Source organism: Mesorhizobium sp. M1142 (genome assembly GCF_040318565.1).
Taxonomy (GTDB): Bacteria; Pseudomonadota; Alphaproteobacteria; order Rhizobiales; family Rhizobiaceae; genus Mesorhizobium.
Window position 1 is genome coordinate 88,311 of the sequence record NZ_JAMYMK010000003.1, and the last position, 18,332, is coordinate 106,642.

Sequence of the window (18,332 nt, forward strand, 5' to 3'; positions counted from 1 at the left end):
ATGGCCAAGCATTCCTTCTTCTGCATAGACGGCCACACCTGCGGCAATCCGGTGCGGCTGGTCGCCGGCGGCGGACCGCTGCTCAACGGCTCGACGATGATGGAGCGGCGGGCGTATTTCCTGGCCGAATACGACTGGATCCGCACCGGCCTGATGTTCGAGCCGCGCGGCCATGACATGATGTCCGGCTCTATCCTCTATCCGCCGACGCGCGAAGATTGCGACATCGCCATCCTGTTCATCGAAACCTCGGGCTGCCTGCCGATGTGCGGCCACGGCACCATCGGCACGGTGACCTTTGCCGTCGAAAATGGATTGATCAAGCCGAAGACGCCGGGCGTGCTCAGGCTGGATACGCCGGCGGGCGTGGTCGTCGCCGAGTACAGCCAAGTCGGCGATTATGTCGAGGAGGTGCGCATCACCAATGTGCCGTCCTTCCTCTATGCCGAGGCACTGACGGTCGAATGCCCCGGGCTCGGCGAGATCAGCGTCGATGTCGCCTACGGCGGCAATTTCTACGCCATCGTCGAACCGCAAAAGAACTATCGCGACATGGCCGACCATTCGGCCGGCGAGCTGATCGCCTGGAGCCCGGTGGTGCGGCAGCGGCTCAACGAGAAATATTCCTTCGTCCACCCGGAGAATCCCGGCATCGACAAGCTGTCGCACATATTGTGGACCGGCGCGCCGGCCAACCCGCAAGCCGATGCCCGCAACGCCGTCTTCTACGGCGACAAGGCAATCGACCGCTCGCCCTGCGGCACCGGCACCTCGGCGCGGATGGCGCAGCTTCACGCCAAGGGCAAGCTTGGGGTCGGCAACGACTTCGTCCATGAATCGATCATCGGGTCGCTGTTCAAGGGCAGGGTGGAGAAAGAGGTCACCGTCGCCGGCAAGCCGGCAATCATTCCGTCGATCGGCGGGTGGGCGCGGATGACCGGATTGAACACGATCTTTATCGACGACCGCGACCCGTTCGCGCACGGCTTCGTCGTCAAATAGAGAAAACGCTGACGTTAGGGAAGGAAGAGAGCGCAAACGGATTGCCTTCGACGGCGCAACGATCCCGCCCATCAACTTATTTTGACGGCGATTTCTTCGACATGGGGCGCATGGAGCGATTGAATCGTCAAAGACATTGCGTTAGGCCAATGGTAGGGTCCGCGATGGTCCAGGGGGCGGACGGGAACAAAACGGGCAATCGGACGGCATGCGGCGAAAACACGCGTAATGATCGAAAAATCACGTTGCAATCCGGGCTCGACACTTTACGACTAGGGAAAATACGAAAAGGAATGCGTCTGCATGGGCGACATTCCAGGGGAGCCACGACAGCATGCAGTATTTTGTCCAGCAGCTTATCAACGGGCTGACGCTGGGATCGATCTATGGGCTGATAGCGATCGGCTATACGATGGTCTACGGCATCATCGGCATGATCAATTTCGCCCATGGCGACATTTTCATGATCGGCGCTTTCACCGCGCTCATCGTTTTCCTCATCCTCGGTGCGTTGTTCTATTCGCTGCCGATCGTCGTTGCGCTGCTGATCATGATGATCGTCGCGATGCTGCTGACCAGCCTGTATAATTGGACGATCGAGAAGGTGGCCTACCGGCCTTTGCGTGGTTCATTCCGGCTGGCGCCGCTGATCACTGCGATCGGCATGTCGATTGCGCTGTCCAATTTCGTCCAGGTGACGCAGGGGCCGCGCAACAAGCCGGTCCCGCCAATGGTGTCCACGGTCTACAACATCGAAGGCATCAGCGTCTCGCTGAAGCAGATCATCATCGTCCTGGTCACCATAGTCCTGCTCGCGGTGTTCTGGTACCTGGTCAACAAGACCTCGCTCGGCCGGGCGCAGCGCGCCTGCGAGCAGGATCGCAAGATGGCCGCACTGCTCGGCGTCGACGTCGATCGCACCATCTCGATCACCTTCATCATGGGCGCCGCCCTCGCCGCCGTCGCCGGCACGTTGTTCCTGATGTATTACGGCGTGGTGGTGTTTTCCGACGGTTTTACGCCCGGTGTGAAGGCGTTTACTGCCGCGGTGCTCGGCGGCATCGGCTCACTGCCCGGCGCCGTGCTCGGCGGCCTGATGATTGGCTTCATCGAAAGCATGTGGTCGGCTTACTTCTCGATCGACTACAAGGACGTCGCCGCCTTCTCCATCCTGGCGATCGTGCTGATCTTCCTGCCTTCCGGCATTCTCGGCCGGCCAGAAGTCGAAAAGGTCTGAGATCATGGCGGTTACCGTGTCTCCGGAAAGCACCGTCGTAGCCACCCCGGTCCAGCGCGCTTTTCGCGAAGCGCTCTATGCCGGCGCCATCTCGCTTGGCCTGTTCGTGCTGTTCATCGGCCTGAAGACCGACCAGAACATCTCCAACGAACTGATCCTGGTGCAGCGCTGGGGCTTGCTCGCCGGCGTCGTGATCGCCACCATGGCCGGACGCTTCCTTTATGTCGCCTATGGCCAGCCCTTCCTGGCGAACCAGAAGATCGTCGACGTCGCTACCGGCCTGCTGCCGGTCAGCCTGGCTTCGCGATTCTTCCGCCTTCCCGCGTTTATCGTGGCGCTCGCCGTCGCCGTTCTTCTGCTCGCGCTCAGCGGCTTCCTGACCGAGGCTTTAGGGCCGGAACTTTCCGATTTTGTGCGGTTCCTGCGGGCACTTGCAATCATCTATGCGCTAGCCTGGCTGATATATCGTTTCCGGGCCTTCATTCATTCTCATTTCTCGGCATTGGGCATAACCGCACTGGCGCTCTACCCGATTATCGTGGTGTTGGTGCTGGCGCTATATGCTGGGTCCATGGCGGCCGGTTTCCAGGGTTCGCTGAAGTATGTCGACAATTTCGGCATCCAGATCCTGATCTACGTGATGCTGGCCTGGGGGTTGAATATTGTTATTGGCTTGGCCGGCCTGCTGGACCTAGGCTATGTCGCCTTCTACGCCGTCGGTGCCTATGCCTATGCGCTGCTCGGCACGCATTACGGCCTTTCCTTCTGGATCCTGCTGCCCGCCGCCGGCCTGATGGCTGCATTCTGGGGCGTGATGCTGGGCTTCCCTGTGTTGCGCCTGCGCGGTGACTATCTGGCGATCGTGACGCTCGCTTTCGGCGAGATCATAAGGCTGGTGATCATCAACTGGCGCGAAGTGACCAACGGCTCGGCCGGGATTTCCGGCATCCCGAAGGTCTCGTTCTTCGGCCTGATGTCGTTCAACGTCTCCGACCCGAACTACATCTCCAAGGTGCTTGGCATCGCGCAGTCCGGTGCCTACTACAAGATCTTCCTCTACTACCTGATCCTTGGACTCTGCCTGCTGACCGCTTTCGTCACGGTGAGGCTCAGGCGCCTGCCGGTCGGCCGCGCCTGGGAAGCGCTGCGCGAGGACGAGATCGCCTGCCGCTCGCTCGGCATCAACACCACCACCACCAAGCTCACGGCCTTTGCCACGGGCGCGATGTTCGGCGGCTTTGCCGGCTCGTTCTTCGCCGCGCGGCAAGGCTTCGTCAGCCCGGAATCCTTCGTCTTCCTGGAATCGGCGATCATCCTTGCCATCGTCGTGCTTGGCGGCATGGGCTCGCTGGTCGGTATTGCCGTCGCCGCCATGGTGATGATCGGCGGCACCGAAATCCTGCGCGAACTGGATTTCCTCAAGACCGGCCTGAGTTGGGGCAACATCAAGGTCATACCCGGGTTCGGCCCCGACTTCACGCCGGAGCTTTATCGCATGCTGTTGTTCGGCATGGCCATGGTCATCGTCATGCTGTGGAAGCCGCGTGGCTTCGTCGGCAGCCGCGAGCCGACAGCCTTCCTCAAGGTGCGCAGGGCGGTGTCCGGGTCCTTCACCAAGGAGGGACACGGCTGATGAACGCGAGCCCCTCCGTGAACGATGCCATCCTGCAGGTCGAGCATCTGTCGATGAAGTTCGGCGGTCTCATCGCCATCGGCGATTTGTCATTCCAGGCCAAACGTGGCGAGATCACCGCGCTGATCGGCCCCAACGGCGCCGGCAAGACCACCGTGTTCAATTGCATCACCGGTTTCTACAAGCCGTCGGAAGGCATGATCACGCTCAACCGGCGCGACGGCTCGACCTTCCTGCTCGAACGCCTGCCGAACCATGAGATCCCGGCGCGGGCCAAGGTGGCGCGCACCTTCCAGAACATCCGCCTGTTCTCGGGCATGACGCTGCTGGAGAACCTGCTGGTGGCCCAGCACAACAAGCTGATGAAGGCGTCCGGCTATACCATTCTCGGCCTGTTCGGCTATAGCGGATACAGACAGGCTTCGGCGGAATCGGTTGAACTCGCCGAGCACTGGCTGGAGAAGGCCGATCTCGTCGACCGCGCCGACGATCCTGCCGGCGATCTGCCATATGGCGCGCAGCGACGGCTCGAAATTGCTCGCGCCATGTGCACCGGCCCTGAGCTTTTGTGCCTCGACGAGCCGGCCGCCGGCCTTAATCCGAAGGAATCGGCGGCGCTCAATGCGCTGCTGATGGACATCAAGGACAACACCGGCACCTCGATCCTTTTGATCGAGCACGACATGGCGGTGGTCATGCAGATTTCAGACCATGTCGTCGTCCTCGAATACGGGCGCAAGATCTCCGACGGCAACCCGCAATCGGTGCGAACCGACCCGCGCGTCATCGCCGCCTATCTCGGCGTCGAAGACGAGGACGTCGAGACGGTACTGACCGAAGTCGGCGACGAGGACGTCATCGAGCAACTGGATACGGGTCCGGATGCCGCGCATGGACCGGGCACATCGTCTTCCTATCTCGCCGGACCGGTGGCCGATACGGTCGGCCATAGCGAGGGCGAACGCGTCACAGTGTCAAAGGGCGCTTCGAAGGCCGGGCAGATCGATGCAAGGTCGAGCGCTGCTGCTGCAAAGTCCGGATCGCCGGCCAAAGCCAAATCGGCCGCGAAATCTTCCACGGCAAAGCCGGGCAAGGCTCCGGCGAAGTCGAAAACTCCCGGCACCTCTAATCGGCGTGGGGGGCGGAAATAATGGCCGGCACAACGCTGCTCGATATCAAGGGCGTCCAGACCTACTACGGCAACATCAGGGCGCTGAACGGCGTCGACGTCACCGTCAAACAGGGCGAGATCGTGGCGCTGATCGGCGCCAACGGCGCCGGCAAATCGACACTGATGATGACCATCTTCGGTGCTCCGCGCGCTCGTGCCGGCACTATCACCTTCGCCGGCACCGATATCACCCAGATGCCAACCCACGAGATCGCGCGCATGCGTATCGCGCAGTCGCCAGAGGGCCGGCGCATCTTTCCGCGCATGACGGTGATGGAAAACCTGCAGATGGGCGCCAGCCTCGACGGTCTCAAGCATTACGACGAGGATGTCGAAAGGGTCTTTACGCTGTTCCCGCGGCTCAAGGAACGCGTCAGCCAACGTGGCGGCACGCTTTCGGGCGGCGAGCAGCAGATGCTGTCGATCGGCCGCGCGCTGATGGCAAGGCCGAAGCTGCTCTTGCTGGATGAGCCGTCGCTAGGCCTAGCGCCGCTGATCGTCAAGCAGATATTCGACGCCATTCGCGAGCTGAACCGCACGCAGGGACTGACCGTGTTCCTGGTCGAGCAGAACGCCTTCGGCGCACTGAAGCTCGCCACGCGCGGCTATGTCATGGTCAACGGCAATGTGACGATGAGCGGCACCGGCAAGGAACTGCTCGCCAATCCGGAAGTGCGCGCCGCCTATCTCGAGGGCGGCCATCACTGAGTTTCAGGAGTCTTCATCATGCAGGGCATTCTTTATGAGGAACCCTCGATTTGGCAGTTCTTTTTCGTCACCTGCCTGCTCGGCGGCTGGGCGGCCTGGATGACGGGCAAGGCGTGTGCCCAAACATGGCGCAGCTTCGTCCAGCTATTCGCCTATATGCTGGGGCTCGGCATCGGCGTAAGATTCATCCATCATGCGCTGTTCGGCGGAACGATGTTTTCGCTGCATTACTACGTGGTCGATACCATCGTGCTGATGATATTGGGCTTCATTGGCTACCAATACACGCGCACGAACCAGATGGTAACGCAGTATAATTGGCTTTACGAAAGAGCCTCTCTTTTGAGCTGGAAACCGAAAGGTTGACATTTATCATTAACGGCGTTTCAGGGATGAATCGGCGTGACAAGTGCCTGAAAATCGGCAAAGTACTCTTTCTGCGAGCAAGGGTGGGCATCGCATGAAAGCAACATCCACGCCCACTCGGTAAATGGGAGCGTTTCAATGAAAAAGTCACTTTTGTCCGCCGTCGCCCTGACCGCGCTTGTCGCGTTCAGCGGCAACGCGTGGGCTGACATCCTGATCGGCGTTGCCGGTCCGATCACCGGTCCGAACGCAGCGTTCGGTGCCCAGCTTCAGAAGGGTGCCGAACAGGCGGTCGCCGATATCAATGCGGCGGGCGGCGTTCTTGGCCAGCAGCTCAAGCTTGAAGTCGGCGACGACGTCTCCGATCCCAAGCAAGGCATCTCGGTCGCCAACAAGTTCGTCGCCGACGGCGTCAAGTACGTCGATGGCCACTTCAACTCCGGCGTCTCGATCCCGGCGTCGGAAGTCTACGCCGAGAACGGTATCCTTGAGATCACGCCGGCCGCGACCAATCCGAAGTTCACCGAACGTGGCATGTGGAACACCTTCCGCACCTGCGGACGCGACGATCAGCAGGGCAAGGTCGCTGGCGACTATCTCGCCGCGAACTTCAAGGATGCCAAGATCGCTGTCATCCATGACAAGACGCCTTATGGCCAGGGCCTCGCCGACGAAACGAAGAAGGCGCTCGCAGCCAACGGCGTGACTGAGGCCATGTATGAAGGCATCAATGTCGGCGACAAGGATTTCTCGGCCCTCATCGCCAAGATGAAGGATGCGGGCGTCTCGGTCGTCTACTATGGCGGCCTGCACACCGAAGCCGGCCTGATCATACGCCAGCTCGCCGACCAGGGCCTCAAGGCAACCTTCATGTCCGGCGACGGCATCGTGTCGAACGAATTGGCCTCCATCGCCGGCGACGCCGTCGAGGGCACGCTGATGACGTTCGCTCCGGATCCGCGCAAGAATCCGAACGCCAAGGAACTCGTCGAGAAGTTCCGTGCGGCCGGCTTCGAGCCTGAGGCCTATACCCTCTACTCCTACGCAGCGATGGAAATCATCGCGGCCGCCATCACCAAGACCGGCTCAGCCGATGACGCTCAGAAGGTAGCCGAGACCATCAAGTCGGCCGGCCCCTGGAAGACTGCGATCGGCGAGATCGGCTACGATGCAAAGGGCGATATCACCCGTCCGGACTACGTCATGTACACCTGGAAGAAGGGTGACGACGGCAAGTACACCTATGTCGAGAACGAACCCGGCAAATAACCGGACGTTGCTGTATGAGAATGCCCGGCGCCTCGCGCCGGGCATTTTTCATGGGGGTTTCCCAAATGCCTGGATCCGGACTGCCCCAGGCGTTGTCCGGGTCGACACTAGATCATACTAAATCGGTTTAATCCCTCTTTTCGATTTTGTTTGCACTGCAGCATTTTCGCGCTAATCATGTCCGGCAGTTCCCTTCCCCGCGTCCGGAGCCCTGTCCTTGGCAATCTCGAAGATCCTTGTCGCCAACCGCTCCGAAATAGCCATCCGCGTCTTCCGCGCGGCCAATGAGCTCGGCCTTAAAACCGTGGCGATCTGGGCAGAGGAGGACAAATACTCCCTGCATCGCTTCAAGGCCGACGAAAGTTACCAGGTCGGGCGCGGGCCGCATCTGGCCAGGGATATGGGGCCGATCGAAAGCTATCTGTCGATCGAGGAGGTTATCCGCGTCGCCAGGCTTTCGGGCGCCGACGCCATCCATCCGGGTTACGGGCTGCTGTCGGAGAGCCCGGAATTCGCCGAGGCCTGCGCCAGGGCCGGCATCATCTTCATCGGGCCAAACCCCGATACGATGCGCAGGCTGGGCAACAAGGTCGCCGCGCGCAATCTCGCGATCGAAGTCGGCGTGCCGGTAATTCCCGCTACCGATCCCTTGCCGGACGACATGGCGGCGGTAAGGGAACTCGCCAGGACGATCGGCTACCCGGTGATGCTCAAGGCATCCTGGGGCGGCGGCGGCCGCGGCATGCGCGCCATCCGCTCCGAGGCCGATCTCGCCCGCGAGGTCATGGAGGGCAAGCGTGAGGCGAAGGCGGCTTTCGGCAAGGACGAGGTCTATCTCGAGAAGCTGATCGAGCGCGCCCGCCATGTCGAGGTGCAGGTGCTGGGCGACCGCCAAGGCAACGCCGTGCACCTGTTCGAGCGCGACTGTTCGATCCAGCGCCGCAACCAGAAGGTCGTCGAGCGGGCGCCGGCGCCGTATCTGGAAATGTCACAACGCGAAGAGCTTTGCGGCTACGCGCTGAGAATTGCGCGCCAAACCAGCTATATCGGCGCCGGCACGGTCGAGTTCCTGCAGGATGCCGACACCGGAAAATTCTATTTCATCGAGGTCAATCCGCGCATCCAGGTCGAGCACACCGTCACCGAACAGGTGACCGGCATCGACATCGTCAAGGCGCAGATCCATATCCTCGACGGCTTTGCCATCGGCACGGCGGAATCGGGCGTGCCGGCGCAAAAGGACATCAGGCTCAACGGTCACGCCCTGCAGTGCCGCATCACCACGGAAGATCCCGAACATAATTTCATCCCCGATTATGGCCGCATCACCGCCTATCGCGGTGCCACCGGCTTCGGCATCCGCCTTGATGGGGGCACCGCCTATTCGGGCGCGGTGATCACCCGCTTCTACGATCCGCTGCTGGAAAAGGTGACGGCGTGGGCGCCGACGCCGGCCGAGACCATTGCCCGCATGAACCGGGCGCTGCGCGAATTCCGTATCCGCGGCGTGGCGACCAATCTCACCTTCCTCGAGGCGATCATCAATCACCCGAGCTTCGCCGACAATTCCTATACCACCAAGTTCATCGACACGACGCCGGAACTGTTCGCCAGTGTGAAGCGGCAGGACCGCGCGACCAAGCTGCTCAACTATCTTGCCGATGTTTCGGTCAATGGCCATCCCGAGACGCGCGGCCGGCCGCAGCCAAAGGCCGATGCGGCGCCGCCGGTGGTGCCATATCTCAACGGCAATGTGCCTCAAGGCAGCAAGCAGAAGTTCGACGTGCTCGGGCCGGAGAAATTCGCCGCGTGGATGCGCGAGCAAAAAGAGGTGCTGGTCACCGACACGACAATGCGCGACGGGCATCAATCCTTGCTCGCGACGCGTGTGCGCACCTATGACATCGCCGGAATTGCCGGCACCTATGCGCGTGCTCTGCCGCAGCTTTTGTCGCTCGAATGCTGGGGCGGCGCCACATTCGACGTCGCCATGCGCTTTCTCACCGAGGACCCATGGGAGCGGCTGAGCAAAGTGCGCGAGGCAGCACCCAACCTTCTGCTGCAGATGCTTCTGCGCGGCGCCAATGGCGTTGGCTATACCAACTATCCCGATAACGTCGTCCAGCATTTCGTCCGCCAGGCCGCTGCCGGCGGCATTGACCTGTTCCGCGTCTTCGACTGCCTGAACTGGGTCGAGAACATGCGTGTGGCCATGGATGCGGTCGGTGCCGAGGGCAGACTGATCGAAGCGGCGATCTGCTATACCGGTGACATACTCGATCCGGCGCGGGCCAAATACGATCTGAAATATTATGTCGGCCTGGCCAGGGAATTGCAGTCGGCAGGCGCCCATATCATCGCCGTCAAGGATATGGCCGGGCTTTTGAAACCGGCGGCGGCCCGCGTGCTGTTCAAGGCGCTGCGCGAGGCGACGGACCTGCCGATCCACTTCCACACCCACGACACATCCGGCCTGTCGGCGGCAACCGTGCTGGCGGCGGTGGAGAGCGGCGTCGACGCCATCGACGCGGCGATGGATTCGCTATCGGGCAACACCTCGCAGCCGTGCCTGGGTTCGATCGTCGAGGCGCTGAAAGGCACCGAGCGCGACCCGGGTCTCGACCCGCAATGGATCAGGCACATCTCGTTCTACTGGGAGGCGGTGCGCAACCAATATGCAGCCTTCGAAAGCGACCTGAAGGGGCCGGCATCGGAGGTCTATCTGCACGAAATGCCGGGCGGTCAGTTCACCAACCTCAAGGAACAGGCGCGCTCGCTCGGGCTGGAGACACGCTGGCACGAGGTGGCGCAGACCTATCACGACGTCAATCTGATGTTCGGCGACATCGTCAAGGTGACGCCGTCGTCCAAGGTCGTCGGCGACATGGCGCTGATGATGGTCAGCCAGGACCTGACCGTCGCCGATGTCGAGAATCCGGCGCGGGACATCGCCTTCCCGGATTCGGTGGTGTCGATGTTGCGCGGCGATCTCGGCCAGTCGCCGGGCGGCTGGCCAAAGCCATTGCAGAAGAAGGTGCTGAAGGGCGAAAAGCCGATCACGGTGCGGCCGGGTTCGCTGCTCAAACCGGCGGACCTCAAGGCCAGTCGCACGGAGGTCGAGGAAAAACTCGAGCGCAAGCTCAGTGAGTTCGAGTTCGCGTCGTGGCTGATGTATCCGAAGGTGTTTTCCGATTTTGCCGCCGCGCAGGAGACCTACGGTCCGGTCAGCGTGCTGCCAACGCCGACCTATTTCTACGGCATGAAGCCGGAAGACGAGATTTTCGTCGATATCGAAAAAGGCAAGACGCTGGTGGTGCGCTGCCTTGCCATGGGCGATGTCGACGAAAAGGGCATGGTCACCGTGTTCTTCGAGCTCAACGGGCAGCCGCGCCGGGTGAAGGTGCCGGACCGGGCGCATGGCGCCTCTGCTGCCAAGGTACGACGCAAGGCGGAGCCGGGCAATGAGGCGCATGTCGGCGCGCCGATGCCGGGCGTCGTCTCGGCGCTTGCGGTCGCTGCCGGCCAGGCGGTAAAGGCCGGTGACGTGCTGCTGTCGATCGAAGCGATGAAAATGGAAACGGCGTTGCATGCCGAACGCGACGGCACCATTGCCGAGGTGCTGGTCAAGGCCGGCGACCAGATCGATGCCAAGGATCTGCTGATCGCATTCGGGTAAGGTGGGCTGATATTCAGGTGATGCCGGCCTGCAAACGCCGGCTTCCTGCGCTACCGGTGCTCACGTACTCAGGTACGCTCCGCTCCGGTTCTCGGCAGCCATCGTTTTCGGCTCGGCCTGACCTGAATCTCAACACACCTTAAGGCGTGCCCAACCCGTTCATGCCGCATCGATAGCACCTTGACCCGCCGCGCCCGGTCGGGCATCGAACCGCTGCAATTCGCCGCTCGGGTTACCCCGAGTCGCGGCGAGAAACGACGCGGAGAGAAGAATATGGCCGACGACATCACCGAGACCAGCCAGACTGTTGCCGCCGGCCAGCTGCGCGCCTTCATCGAACGCATCGAGCGGCTCGAGGAAGAGAAGAAGACGATTGCCGACGACATCAAGGAAGTGTTTGCAGAGGCCAAGGGCACCGGCTTCGACACCAAGGCGATGCGGTCGATCATCCGGCTGCGCAAGAAAGACCAGGCCGAGCGGCAGGAAGAGGAATCCATTCTCGACCTCTACAAGGCCGCGCTTGGAATGGTGTAGAGACTGTCTGGAAATTCTACTCCGGCGGCAATCCGATGGTGTTTTCGGCGGTTCCAGCGCTCACGGACCTAAAGTCCGCCGCGCTCCGGTTTTCGAAACCACCACCATACGACCCGCCAGAGCGAATTTTCGAAACCGTCTCGGCAACAGTCTCGGCCTGATGCCGGAGCGAGCATCGAACCATGAGCGAATTCGATTTTGGCGCCCGCCGCGCCTCTGAATTCCGCCAACGCAGCTTCTGGACGCTGTTCGCGGAACGGCATCCGGATGAAAGGGCTCTGCTGGCGAGGCGCGGGCCGTGGTTCTGGCAGCGTGGGCTGCCCGACTTCGCATTGGTCATTTCCATGTATGTCGCGCCTGCGCACAATCATGTCGGCGTCTTCTTCGGCCGCAACGAGAAGCTCGGTGCCACGCAAGCCTGGTCGCGGTTGAAGCCGTTTCAGCCGGCCATCGAAGACAGGCTGAAGCTCAGGCCAGAACAAAGTTGCGACGGCCTAGGCATCAATTCGATGTGGCGGGTGAATTGTTTTGCCGAAGACAGTTGGCCGGCGATGACCGACTGGCTGGTTACGGAAGCCTCACGTTTCGAGCGCGCGATTGCCGAAGTTCTGGGTCAGGAATAAAGCAGGATTTCCAGACGCAATCCTTAGAACCGCTCTGGTGAGCAGAGCGAGGGAGCCGGTCGATCGATGACGATCATGTCGCGCGTTGCCGCCTTCTTCCGCTCACGCTGGCTGGGCGGCGTGCCGCTCGATCGGCTGTTCTGGCGCGACATGGTCGTTGTCGGCACAGCGATCAACGTCGCGTTGTCGGTGGCGGCACTCATTCTGCTTGGGCTGAAGCTGCCGCTTGCGCTAGTCCTGGCGGTGCATTTCGCGCCGGTGCCCTATAATATCTTCCTGACCTTTGCCGTTTGGCGAACTGCCGGAAAATCGAGTGGCGCCAAGGCCTCGCTGATGACGCTTGGCGCGACGTTGTGGCTGATCCTGGTGGTCGTGGCCTGACGATCAGGCGGCCGGCTCGAATTTGAGCGCCACGCCGTTGATGCAATAGCGCAGGCCGGTCGGCGGCGGGCCGTCCTCGAAGACATGGCCGAGATGGCTGCCGCAGCGGGCGCAATGGCACTCGGTACGGACCATGCCGTAGCTGCGGTCGACGGTGGTCTCGACCGAGCCCGGCACGGGATCGTTGAAGCTCGCCCAGCCGGTGCCGCTCTCGAATTTCAGGTTGGATTCAAACAAGGGCTGGTCGCAGCCGACGCAGGAGAAGGTGCCGGCGCGCTTCTCGTGCAGCAGGGCGCAGCTTCCCGGCCGCTCGGTGCCATGGTTGCGCATCACCGCATATTGCTCGGGCGTCAGCCGGGCGCGCCATTCGGCATCGGTGCGGGTAACGGGGTAGGTGTGGCTGTCCATTTTTTCCTCTTAGCTTATGTCGCTATTTGGGTTGCCTTCCCAACTTCGCTTGAAATAGGCATTTGTTACGGCGTTTGCTCGTATTTCCTATCCTGCTGCGACGAATTCCTCAGGCGAGGGCCGCGAGATAGCGCGCAACCGATGCTGAAAATGCCGCCTTTGCGTCTCCGATGACATTCTGGTTCCACCATGCGCCGTAGATATGGTCGAACGTGAAAGGCTCCAGCGCGGCCTTGATGCCGAGCACTTTCGTCGCGTTGAGCGGGATATAGTTCGGGTAGCTGTACATGAAGCTGACATGACGGCGCGTAGGCGTCACCTGCAGGATGTCGCCGGCCAGCATGGCATTGCCGCTGTCGCGCTTCCAGTGCAGCACCTGGCCACCGGCAAAGTGGCCGCCGCAGCGGATGAGCGTCAGCGACGGGTTAATGGCGCGCGTTTCGCCTTCCCAGCTGATGATCGCCGGATGCGGCCGCATGATCCACTGACGATCATCGGCGTGCAGATAAATCGGCACGCCGCCAAACGCCTCGCTCCACTCGACCATTGCCGAATAATAATGGCAGTGCGAAATGGCGATGGCGGCCAGGCCGCCCCGGCGGTTGATCTCGGCCACCGCGTCGTCGCTGACCATCGAGATGCAGTCCCACAGCACATTGCCGTGCGGCGTTTGCGCCAGCAACGCCCGCTGGCCGATGCCGAAGCGCGGCTCTATGCCGAAGGCGAGCACGCCGGCATCATCCTTGATCACGACCCGGTGCCCGCCTGCGAGCTCTTCCGGCGTGGTCCAGGCCTGGCCCTCCCAGCGCACATATTGCCGCTCGTCTTCGCAGATCGGGCAATGTTGCCGCGGCGTCGCTGTCGCCGCGAACTGGACACCGCATTGCAGGCAAAGGAAACAGGTCGACCGTCCTGTTTTGCGTGGGTCCATTCAGTGCTTCCTTGAAAGTTGCTTCGTCGCGGCTTCGAGGCCGGCGAGCGTCAGCGGAAACATGCGGCCGCCAAAGATATCGCGGATCATGGCAATAGAATGGGTATAGCCCCAGTTCTTCGCGTCTTCCGGATTGAGCCAAATGGCGTTCGGCCATTGCTGCAGCAGCCTGCCGAGCCACACGGCACCGGCCTCCTGGTTCCAGTGCTCGACCGAGCCGCCGGGTTGGCCGATCTCATAGGGGCTCATCGAGGCGTCGCCGACGACGATCACCTTGTAGTCGGGGCCATATTTATGGATGAGGTCGAAGGTCGGAATCACCTCGGCATGGCGGCGGCGATTGTCCCTCCATACCCCTTCGTAGAGGCAGTTGTGGAAGTAGAAATATTCGAGCTGGCGGAATTCGGCGCGGGCGGCCGAGAATAGCTCCTCGACACTGCTGACATGGTCGTCCATCGAGCCGCCGACATCGAAGAACATCAGCAGCTTCACGGCATTGCGACGTTCGGGTTGTGTCTTGATGTCAAGATAGCCGCGCTCGGCGGTGGCGTGGATGGTGCCAGGCAGGTCGAATTCCTCTTCGGCGCCTTCGCGCACCCAGCGGCGCAACCGCTTCAGCGCGACCTTGATGTTGCGGGTGCCGAGCTCGACGGCATCGTCGAAATTCCTGAACTCGCGCCTGTCCCAGACTTTTACCGCGCGGCGGTTGCGGCTTTCGTGCTGGCCGATGCGCACGCCTTCGGGATTGTAGCCATAGGCGCCGAAGGGCGAGGTGCCGCCGGTGCCGATCCATTTCGAACCGCCCTGATGCCGGCTCTTTTGTTCCTCCAGCCGCTTCTTCAGCGTCTCCATCAGCTTTTCGAAGCCACCCAGCGCCTCGACCAGTTTTTTCTCCTCGTCCGACAGGTGCTTTTCAGCGAGCCTCCGCAGCCATTCCTCAGGGATGTTTTCGACATCGACCGCGTTTTCGCCAGCCAGCGTCTCGACACCTTTGAAGATGTGCGAAAAGACCTGGTCGAAGCGGTCGATGTGGCGCTCGTCCTTCACCAGCGCGGCGCGGGCGAGATAGTAAAAGCCCTCGACATCATAGTCGACCAGCCCGGCTTCCAACCCCTCCAGCAGCGACAGATATTCGCGGAGCGAGACCGGAACCCGCGCTGCCTTCAGTTCGAGGAAGAAGGGGATGAACATGGTCCGACTTTATCTGTGTCCCTCGATCTTCTCCCGTGCGGCGCTGGCGATAAAGGCGGAACGCGTCAGACCACGCCGACCCGCTTCTTCGTCGATTGCCGCCAAAAGACCTGCGTCGAGCGACAGATTGGCCCGGACAGGCCGTCCGGAATCGATCAGCACAGGGATCATCACGGCGGATTCACCGGCAGCGCTATCGACTTCGCCCAGTCGGAGCAGATCTGCCACAGTGCGCGCGGCGGGCAAGGGCAAGTTCTTCGCCATTCGTGTCTCTGCCCATTCGCGAACGGCAGAAGTCGCATCGGCTATCGCCTCTTCGGGACTTGCGCCACCGCCGTGACATCCGGGAAGATCAGGCACCCGCACTCCCCAGACTTCATCTGCGCCGTCAAGAATTCCGACATAGTGCGTCATGATTCGTCCTTAAATCCATCCAGCAAGCCGGGCGATCGACCGCGCAACACCCAGAGATTGTTCGCGATGCCGCGGCACGATAATCATGATCTCCGGCCTTTCCGAATGCTCGTACTTCTCGTGTTTGCCGCCGCCTACGTTCACCCAGCGGTCACGTAAAAGCCTCATGACAATCTTGCGCGTGTTGGTCTCGATCAGCGGCACTGTCGCCCCTGATCATGCGCAATATATTGCGCACAGGTGATTATTTCAATCGTTGGCTTCATCAGAGCAGATCATATTCGATAAAGCCGGTCCTGCGCGCCACGTGGTCGTAGAGCTTGCGTGCGGTGGTGTTGGTTTCGTGCGTCATCCAGTAGACGTTCTTGACGCCGATCTTGCCGGCTTCCTGCTTGACCGCTTCGATCAGGGCGGCGCCGACGCCCTTGCCGCGCACATCTGGGTCGGCGAACAGGTCCTGCAGGTAACAGTTGTTTATCTGCGACCAGCAGGAGCGATGGTAGAGATAGTGCGTCAGGCCGACGGCCTTGCCGTCGAGGGTGGCGATGAAGCCTTTCGGCTCGAACTCGCCCGCCGTGAACAGCCGCTTCCAGGTGACGGCGTAAACGTCTTCCGGCAGCTTGGTTTCGTAGAAGGTGAGATAGGCGGTCCACAGACGCCGCCAGTCGGCATGGTCGGGTTGCGCAAGCGGGCGGACGGTGATCTCGGTCATTTCATTTCCTCTGAATTCGGCAACACGAAGCTGCCTTCACGCCTCGCTGGCGGCAACGGTCCAGCGACGGGAAAGCGCTGTCCGGCGGCTTTCGTCGACCGCCCCTCACCCTTGCCGTCTCGCCATGAAGGCCAGGCGCTCGAACAGATGCACGTCCTGTTCGTTCTTCAGCAAGGCTCCGTGCAGCTTGGGCAGCGCGTTCCTCGCGTCGGCGCGCAGGTCTTCGGGCGCGATGTCGTCGGCAACAAGCAGGCGGATCCAGTCGAGTGCCTCGGAGGTCGACGGCTTCTTCTTGAGGCCGGGCACGTCACGGATTTCATAGAATTGCGTGAGTGCGGCGCGCACCAGGTTCTGCTTGATGCCGGGATAGTGCACGTCGACAATTTTGTGCAGCGTCTCGACGTCGGGAAAGCGGATGTAGTGGAAGAAGCAGCGGCGCAGGAAGGCGTCCGGCAGCTCTTTTTCGTTGTTGGATGTGATGACGGCGATCGGCCGGACGGTGGCGCGGATGGTCTCGCCGGTCTCGTAGACAAAGAACTCCATCCTATCCAGTTCCTGCAACAGATCGTTGGGGAATTCGATATCGGCCTTGTCGATCTCGTCGATCAGAAGCACCACCTTCTTGCCGGCGGCGAAGGCGTCCCACAGCTTGCCGCGCTTGATGTAATTGCGGATGTCGTTGAAGCGCTCGTCGCCGAGCTGGCTGTCGCGCAGCCGCGAGACGGCATCATATTCATAGAGGCCCTGCTGCGCCCGCGTGGTCGATTTGACGTGCCACTCGATCAGATCCAGGCCGAGCGCTGCCGCCACCTGACGGGCAAGTTCGGTCTTGCCGGTGCCGGGCTCGCCCTTGACCAGCAATGGCCGCTCAAGCGCGATCGCCGCGTTGACCGCCACCATCAGATCCTTGTCGGCAACGTAGGCCGCCGTGCCTTCGAAACGCATTTTTGCTCCCGGGTCCATCGCGCGACCCTAAGGACGCGGCCTTCGCTGTGCAAGGCGCCGCTGGCGAAGCGAAGATCTTGCCGGCGCGGCCCTCGCCGAGGGGTTCTGCGTCGAATTACGCCTCGAAACATGTCGCCTCTCTGGCGCTTGGTCTGGCGTCAGCCTATATTGGGCATGACGGTCTGCGCTTCCCGGCAGGAGAACATTTTCCCCGGGGCCTTAATGATCCCTAGGGAGCTGTCCCTGGGAAGACCCGTGGGTTTTCTCATACGGCGCCCACCTACTTTGTAGGTTCCCGGGATCGCTCTCTCCACCGGTTGTGTGGATCGTCACCTATCGAAAAGGCCATCTGGCGGATCTTGTCGTCGCGCCGCTTTTTGCGGTGCTCTCGAACGACAAGTTCGCCCCGCTCTTCCAAAACGTCGCTCGTAAAACTCCATCCAAATCGGACCTTTGCTACCGTCGGCGCATGACATCCCCAAAAGACCTGAAAAAAAATCTCCGCAACCAAGCCCTCGGGCGCCGCGATGCGCTCGATCCTTTCTGGCGTGTGGAGGCAGCACTCGAAATGGCCGAGACGGCGCGCGACCGGATCACGGTCGAGCCGGGCCAAATCGTCTCCGGTTTCTGGCCGATGCGCTCGGAAGTCGACGTCCGGCCGCTGATGTTTGCCCTGCGCGAGAAGGGCGCAAGGCTCTGCCTGCCGGCCATCCTCGACAAGACCACCATCGTTTTTCGCGAACTGGTGCGCGGCGCGCCGATGATCGACATGGGTTTCGGCACAGTCGGGCCGCATGAGGAAGCCGAGGTGCTCGATCCGCAGCTTATGCTGGTGCCGCTTGCCGCCTTCGATGCGCGCGGGCACCGAATCGGGTACGGCGCAGGCTATTACGATCGGGCGATCGGGCGGCTGGCCGACAAGGGCCAGCAGCCGCGGCTGATCGGCATTGCCTTCGACTGCCAGGAGGTGGCCCTGGTGCCGGACGAGCCGCATGACGTGATCATTCCCGAAATACTCACCGAGAGCGGGTTGCGCCGGTTCGCGCCGAAATTGTAGATAAGTTCCTGGACGCATGGTCTTTTCCGAAAGTCATGCAGCTTTTTGCTTCGCTGACCTTCGGTTCGGGATCG

Annotated in this window: 19 protein-coding genes and 1 other RNA gene; 13 read left to right on the plus strand and 7 right to left on the minus strand. The window is 61.5% G+C overall.

All coding sequences use genetic code 11. From position 1 onward, the window contains the following. From NKH42_RS06715 to NKH42_RS06765, 11 genes are all read left to right on the plus strand, one after another. On the plus strand, positions 1-1,002 hold the full coding sequence (locus tag NKH42_RS06715; RefSeq protein ID WP_352751240.1) for a 4-hydroxyproline epimerase: 1,002 nt from the start codon (positions 1-3) through the stop codon (positions 1,000-1,002). Between the two features lie 334 nt (positions 1,003-1,336). Further along, positions 1,337-2,239 (plus strand): branched-chain amino acid ABC transporter permease, encoded by a 903-nt coding sequence (locus NKH42_RS06720; RefSeq protein ID WP_254816418.1) that lies wholly within the window; start codon positions 1,337-1,339, stop codon positions 2,237-2,239. Between the two features lie 4 nt (positions 2,240-2,243). Beyond that, positions 2,244-3,872: a high-affinity branched-chain amino acid ABC transporter permease LivM gene (livM, locus tag NKH42_RS06725; protein ID WP_352751239.1), complete on the plus strand. Its 1,629-nt coding sequence runs from the start codon at positions 2,244-2,246 to the stop codon at positions 3,870-3,872. Further along, positions 3,872-5,023, plus strand: a complete 1,152-nt coding sequence (locus NKH42_RS06730; RefSeq protein ID WP_352751237.1) for an ABC transporter ATP-binding protein — start codon at positions 3,872-3,874, stop codon at positions 5,021-5,023. Before livM ends, NKH42_RS06730 begins: the two co-directional genes overlap by 1 nt. Beyond that, the gene (locus NKH42_RS06735) at positions 5,023-5,751 is read left to right on the plus strand and encodes an ABC transporter ATP-binding protein (RefSeq protein WP_352504920.1); all 729 of its coding nucleotides are present in this window, start codon (positions 5,023-5,025) and stop codon (positions 5,749-5,751) included. The genes NKH42_RS06730 and NKH42_RS06735 overlap by 1 nt, the downstream gene beginning before the upstream one ends. A gap of 18 nt (positions 5,752-5,769) precedes the next feature. Beyond that, positions 5,770-6,117 carry a DUF6867 family protein gene (locus tag NKH42_RS06740; protein WP_352687144.1) on the plus strand — a complete coding sequence of 116 codons (348 nt, stop codon included), beginning with the start codon at positions 5,770-5,772 and terminating at the stop codon, positions 6,115-6,117. Between the two features lie 138 nt (positions 6,118-6,255). Beyond that, positions 6,256-7,386, plus strand: coding sequence for a branched-chain amino acid ABC transporter substrate-binding protein (locus tag NKH42_RS06745; RefSeq protein ID WP_254816422.1), 1,131 nt, complete (start codon positions 6,256-6,258; stop codon positions 7,384-7,386). Positions 7,387-7,603: 217 nt separating this feature from the next. Continuing rightward, complete coding sequence (pyc, locus tag NKH42_RS06750; protein ID WP_352687147.1) at positions 7,604-11,062, plus strand: pyruvate carboxylase; 3,459 nt, start codon at positions 7,604-7,606, stop codon at positions 11,060-11,062. A 273-nt stretch (positions 11,063-11,335) separates the two neighbouring features. Continuing rightward, a complete protein-coding gene (locus NKH42_RS06755) occupies positions 11,336-11,596 on the plus strand; it encodes a DUF2312 domain-containing protein (protein ID WP_023719653.1) in 261 nt (86 codons plus the stop codon). A 182-nt stretch (positions 11,597-11,778) separates the two neighbouring features. After that, positions 11,779-12,219: a hypothetical protein gene (locus tag NKH42_RS06760; RefSeq protein WP_352751236.1), complete on the plus strand. Its 441-nt coding sequence runs from the start codon at positions 11,779-11,781 to the stop codon at positions 12,217-12,219. 66 nt (positions 12,220-12,285) lie between these two features. Then, positions 12,286-12,600, plus strand: a complete 315-nt coding sequence (locus NKH42_RS06765; protein ID WP_254816425.1) for a hypothetical protein — start codon at positions 12,286-12,288, stop codon at positions 12,598-12,600. Between the two features lie 3 nt (positions 12,601-12,603). On the opposite strand, the gene msrB is transcribed toward NKH42_RS06765, so the two are convergent. The 7 genes from msrB to NKH42_RS06800 all read right to left on the minus strand — a co-directional run bounded on the left by msrB (position 12,604) and on the right by NKH42_RS06800 (position 17,201). Next, positions 12,604-13,008 (minus strand): peptide-methionine (R)-S-oxide reductase MsrB, encoded by a 405-nt coding sequence (gene msrB / locus NKH42_RS06770; RefSeq protein WP_352751234.1) that lies wholly within the window; start codon positions 13,006-13,008, stop codon positions 12,604-12,606. A 109-nt stretch (positions 13,009-13,117) separates the two neighbouring features. Beyond that, positions 13,118-13,939, minus strand: coding sequence for an MBL fold metallo-hydrolase (locus tag NKH42_RS06775; RefSeq protein ID WP_352737812.1), 822 nt, complete (start codon positions 13,937-13,939; stop codon positions 13,118-13,120). Beyond that, positions 13,940-15,130 (minus strand): vWA domain-containing protein, encoded by a 1,191-nt coding sequence (locus tag NKH42_RS06780; protein WP_352751232.1) that lies wholly within the window; start codon positions 15,128-15,130, stop codon positions 13,940-13,942. It abuts the gene before it with no gap. A 9-nt stretch (positions 15,131-15,139) separates the two neighbouring features. Next, a complete protein-coding gene (locus tag NKH42_RS06785) occupies positions 15,140-15,544 on the minus strand; it encodes a type II toxin-antitoxin system HicB family antitoxin (protein ID WP_254816428.1) in 405 nt (134 codons plus the stop codon). A 9-nt stretch (positions 15,545-15,553) separates the two neighbouring features. Further along, positions 15,554-15,748 (minus strand): type II toxin-antitoxin system HicA family toxin, encoded by a 195-nt coding sequence (locus NKH42_RS06790; protein WP_352751230.1) that lies wholly within the window; start codon positions 15,746-15,748, stop codon positions 15,554-15,556. A 61-nt stretch (positions 15,749-15,809) separates the two neighbouring features. Beyond that, positions 15,810-16,256 (minus strand): GNAT family N-acetyltransferase, encoded by a 447-nt coding sequence (locus NKH42_RS06795; RefSeq protein WP_352504924.1) that lies wholly within the window; start codon positions 16,254-16,256, stop codon positions 15,810-15,812. A gap of 105 nt (positions 16,257-16,361) precedes the next feature. Next, positions 16,362-17,201 carry an AAA family ATPase gene (locus NKH42_RS06800; RefSeq protein ID WP_352504925.1) on the minus strand — a complete coding sequence of 280 codons (840 nt, stop codon included), beginning with the start codon at positions 17,199-17,201 and terminating at the stop codon, positions 16,362-16,364. Between the two features lie 176 nt (positions 17,202-17,377). Here NKH42_RS06800 and ssrS point away from each other — a divergent pair. Together ssrS and NKH42_RS06810 are read left to right on the plus strand one after the other, a co-directional pair. Next, positions 17,378-17,533: non-coding RNA, 6S RNA (gene ssrS, locus NKH42_RS06805), on the plus strand. Positions 17,534-17,670: 137 nt separating this feature from the next. Further along, on the plus strand, positions 17,671-18,258 hold the full coding sequence (locus NKH42_RS06810; protein ID WP_352504926.1) for a 5-formyltetrahydrofolate cyclo-ligase: 588 nt from the start codon (positions 17,671-17,673) through the stop codon (positions 18,256-18,258). The last annotated feature ends 74 nt before the right edge of the window (positions 18,259-18,332 follow it).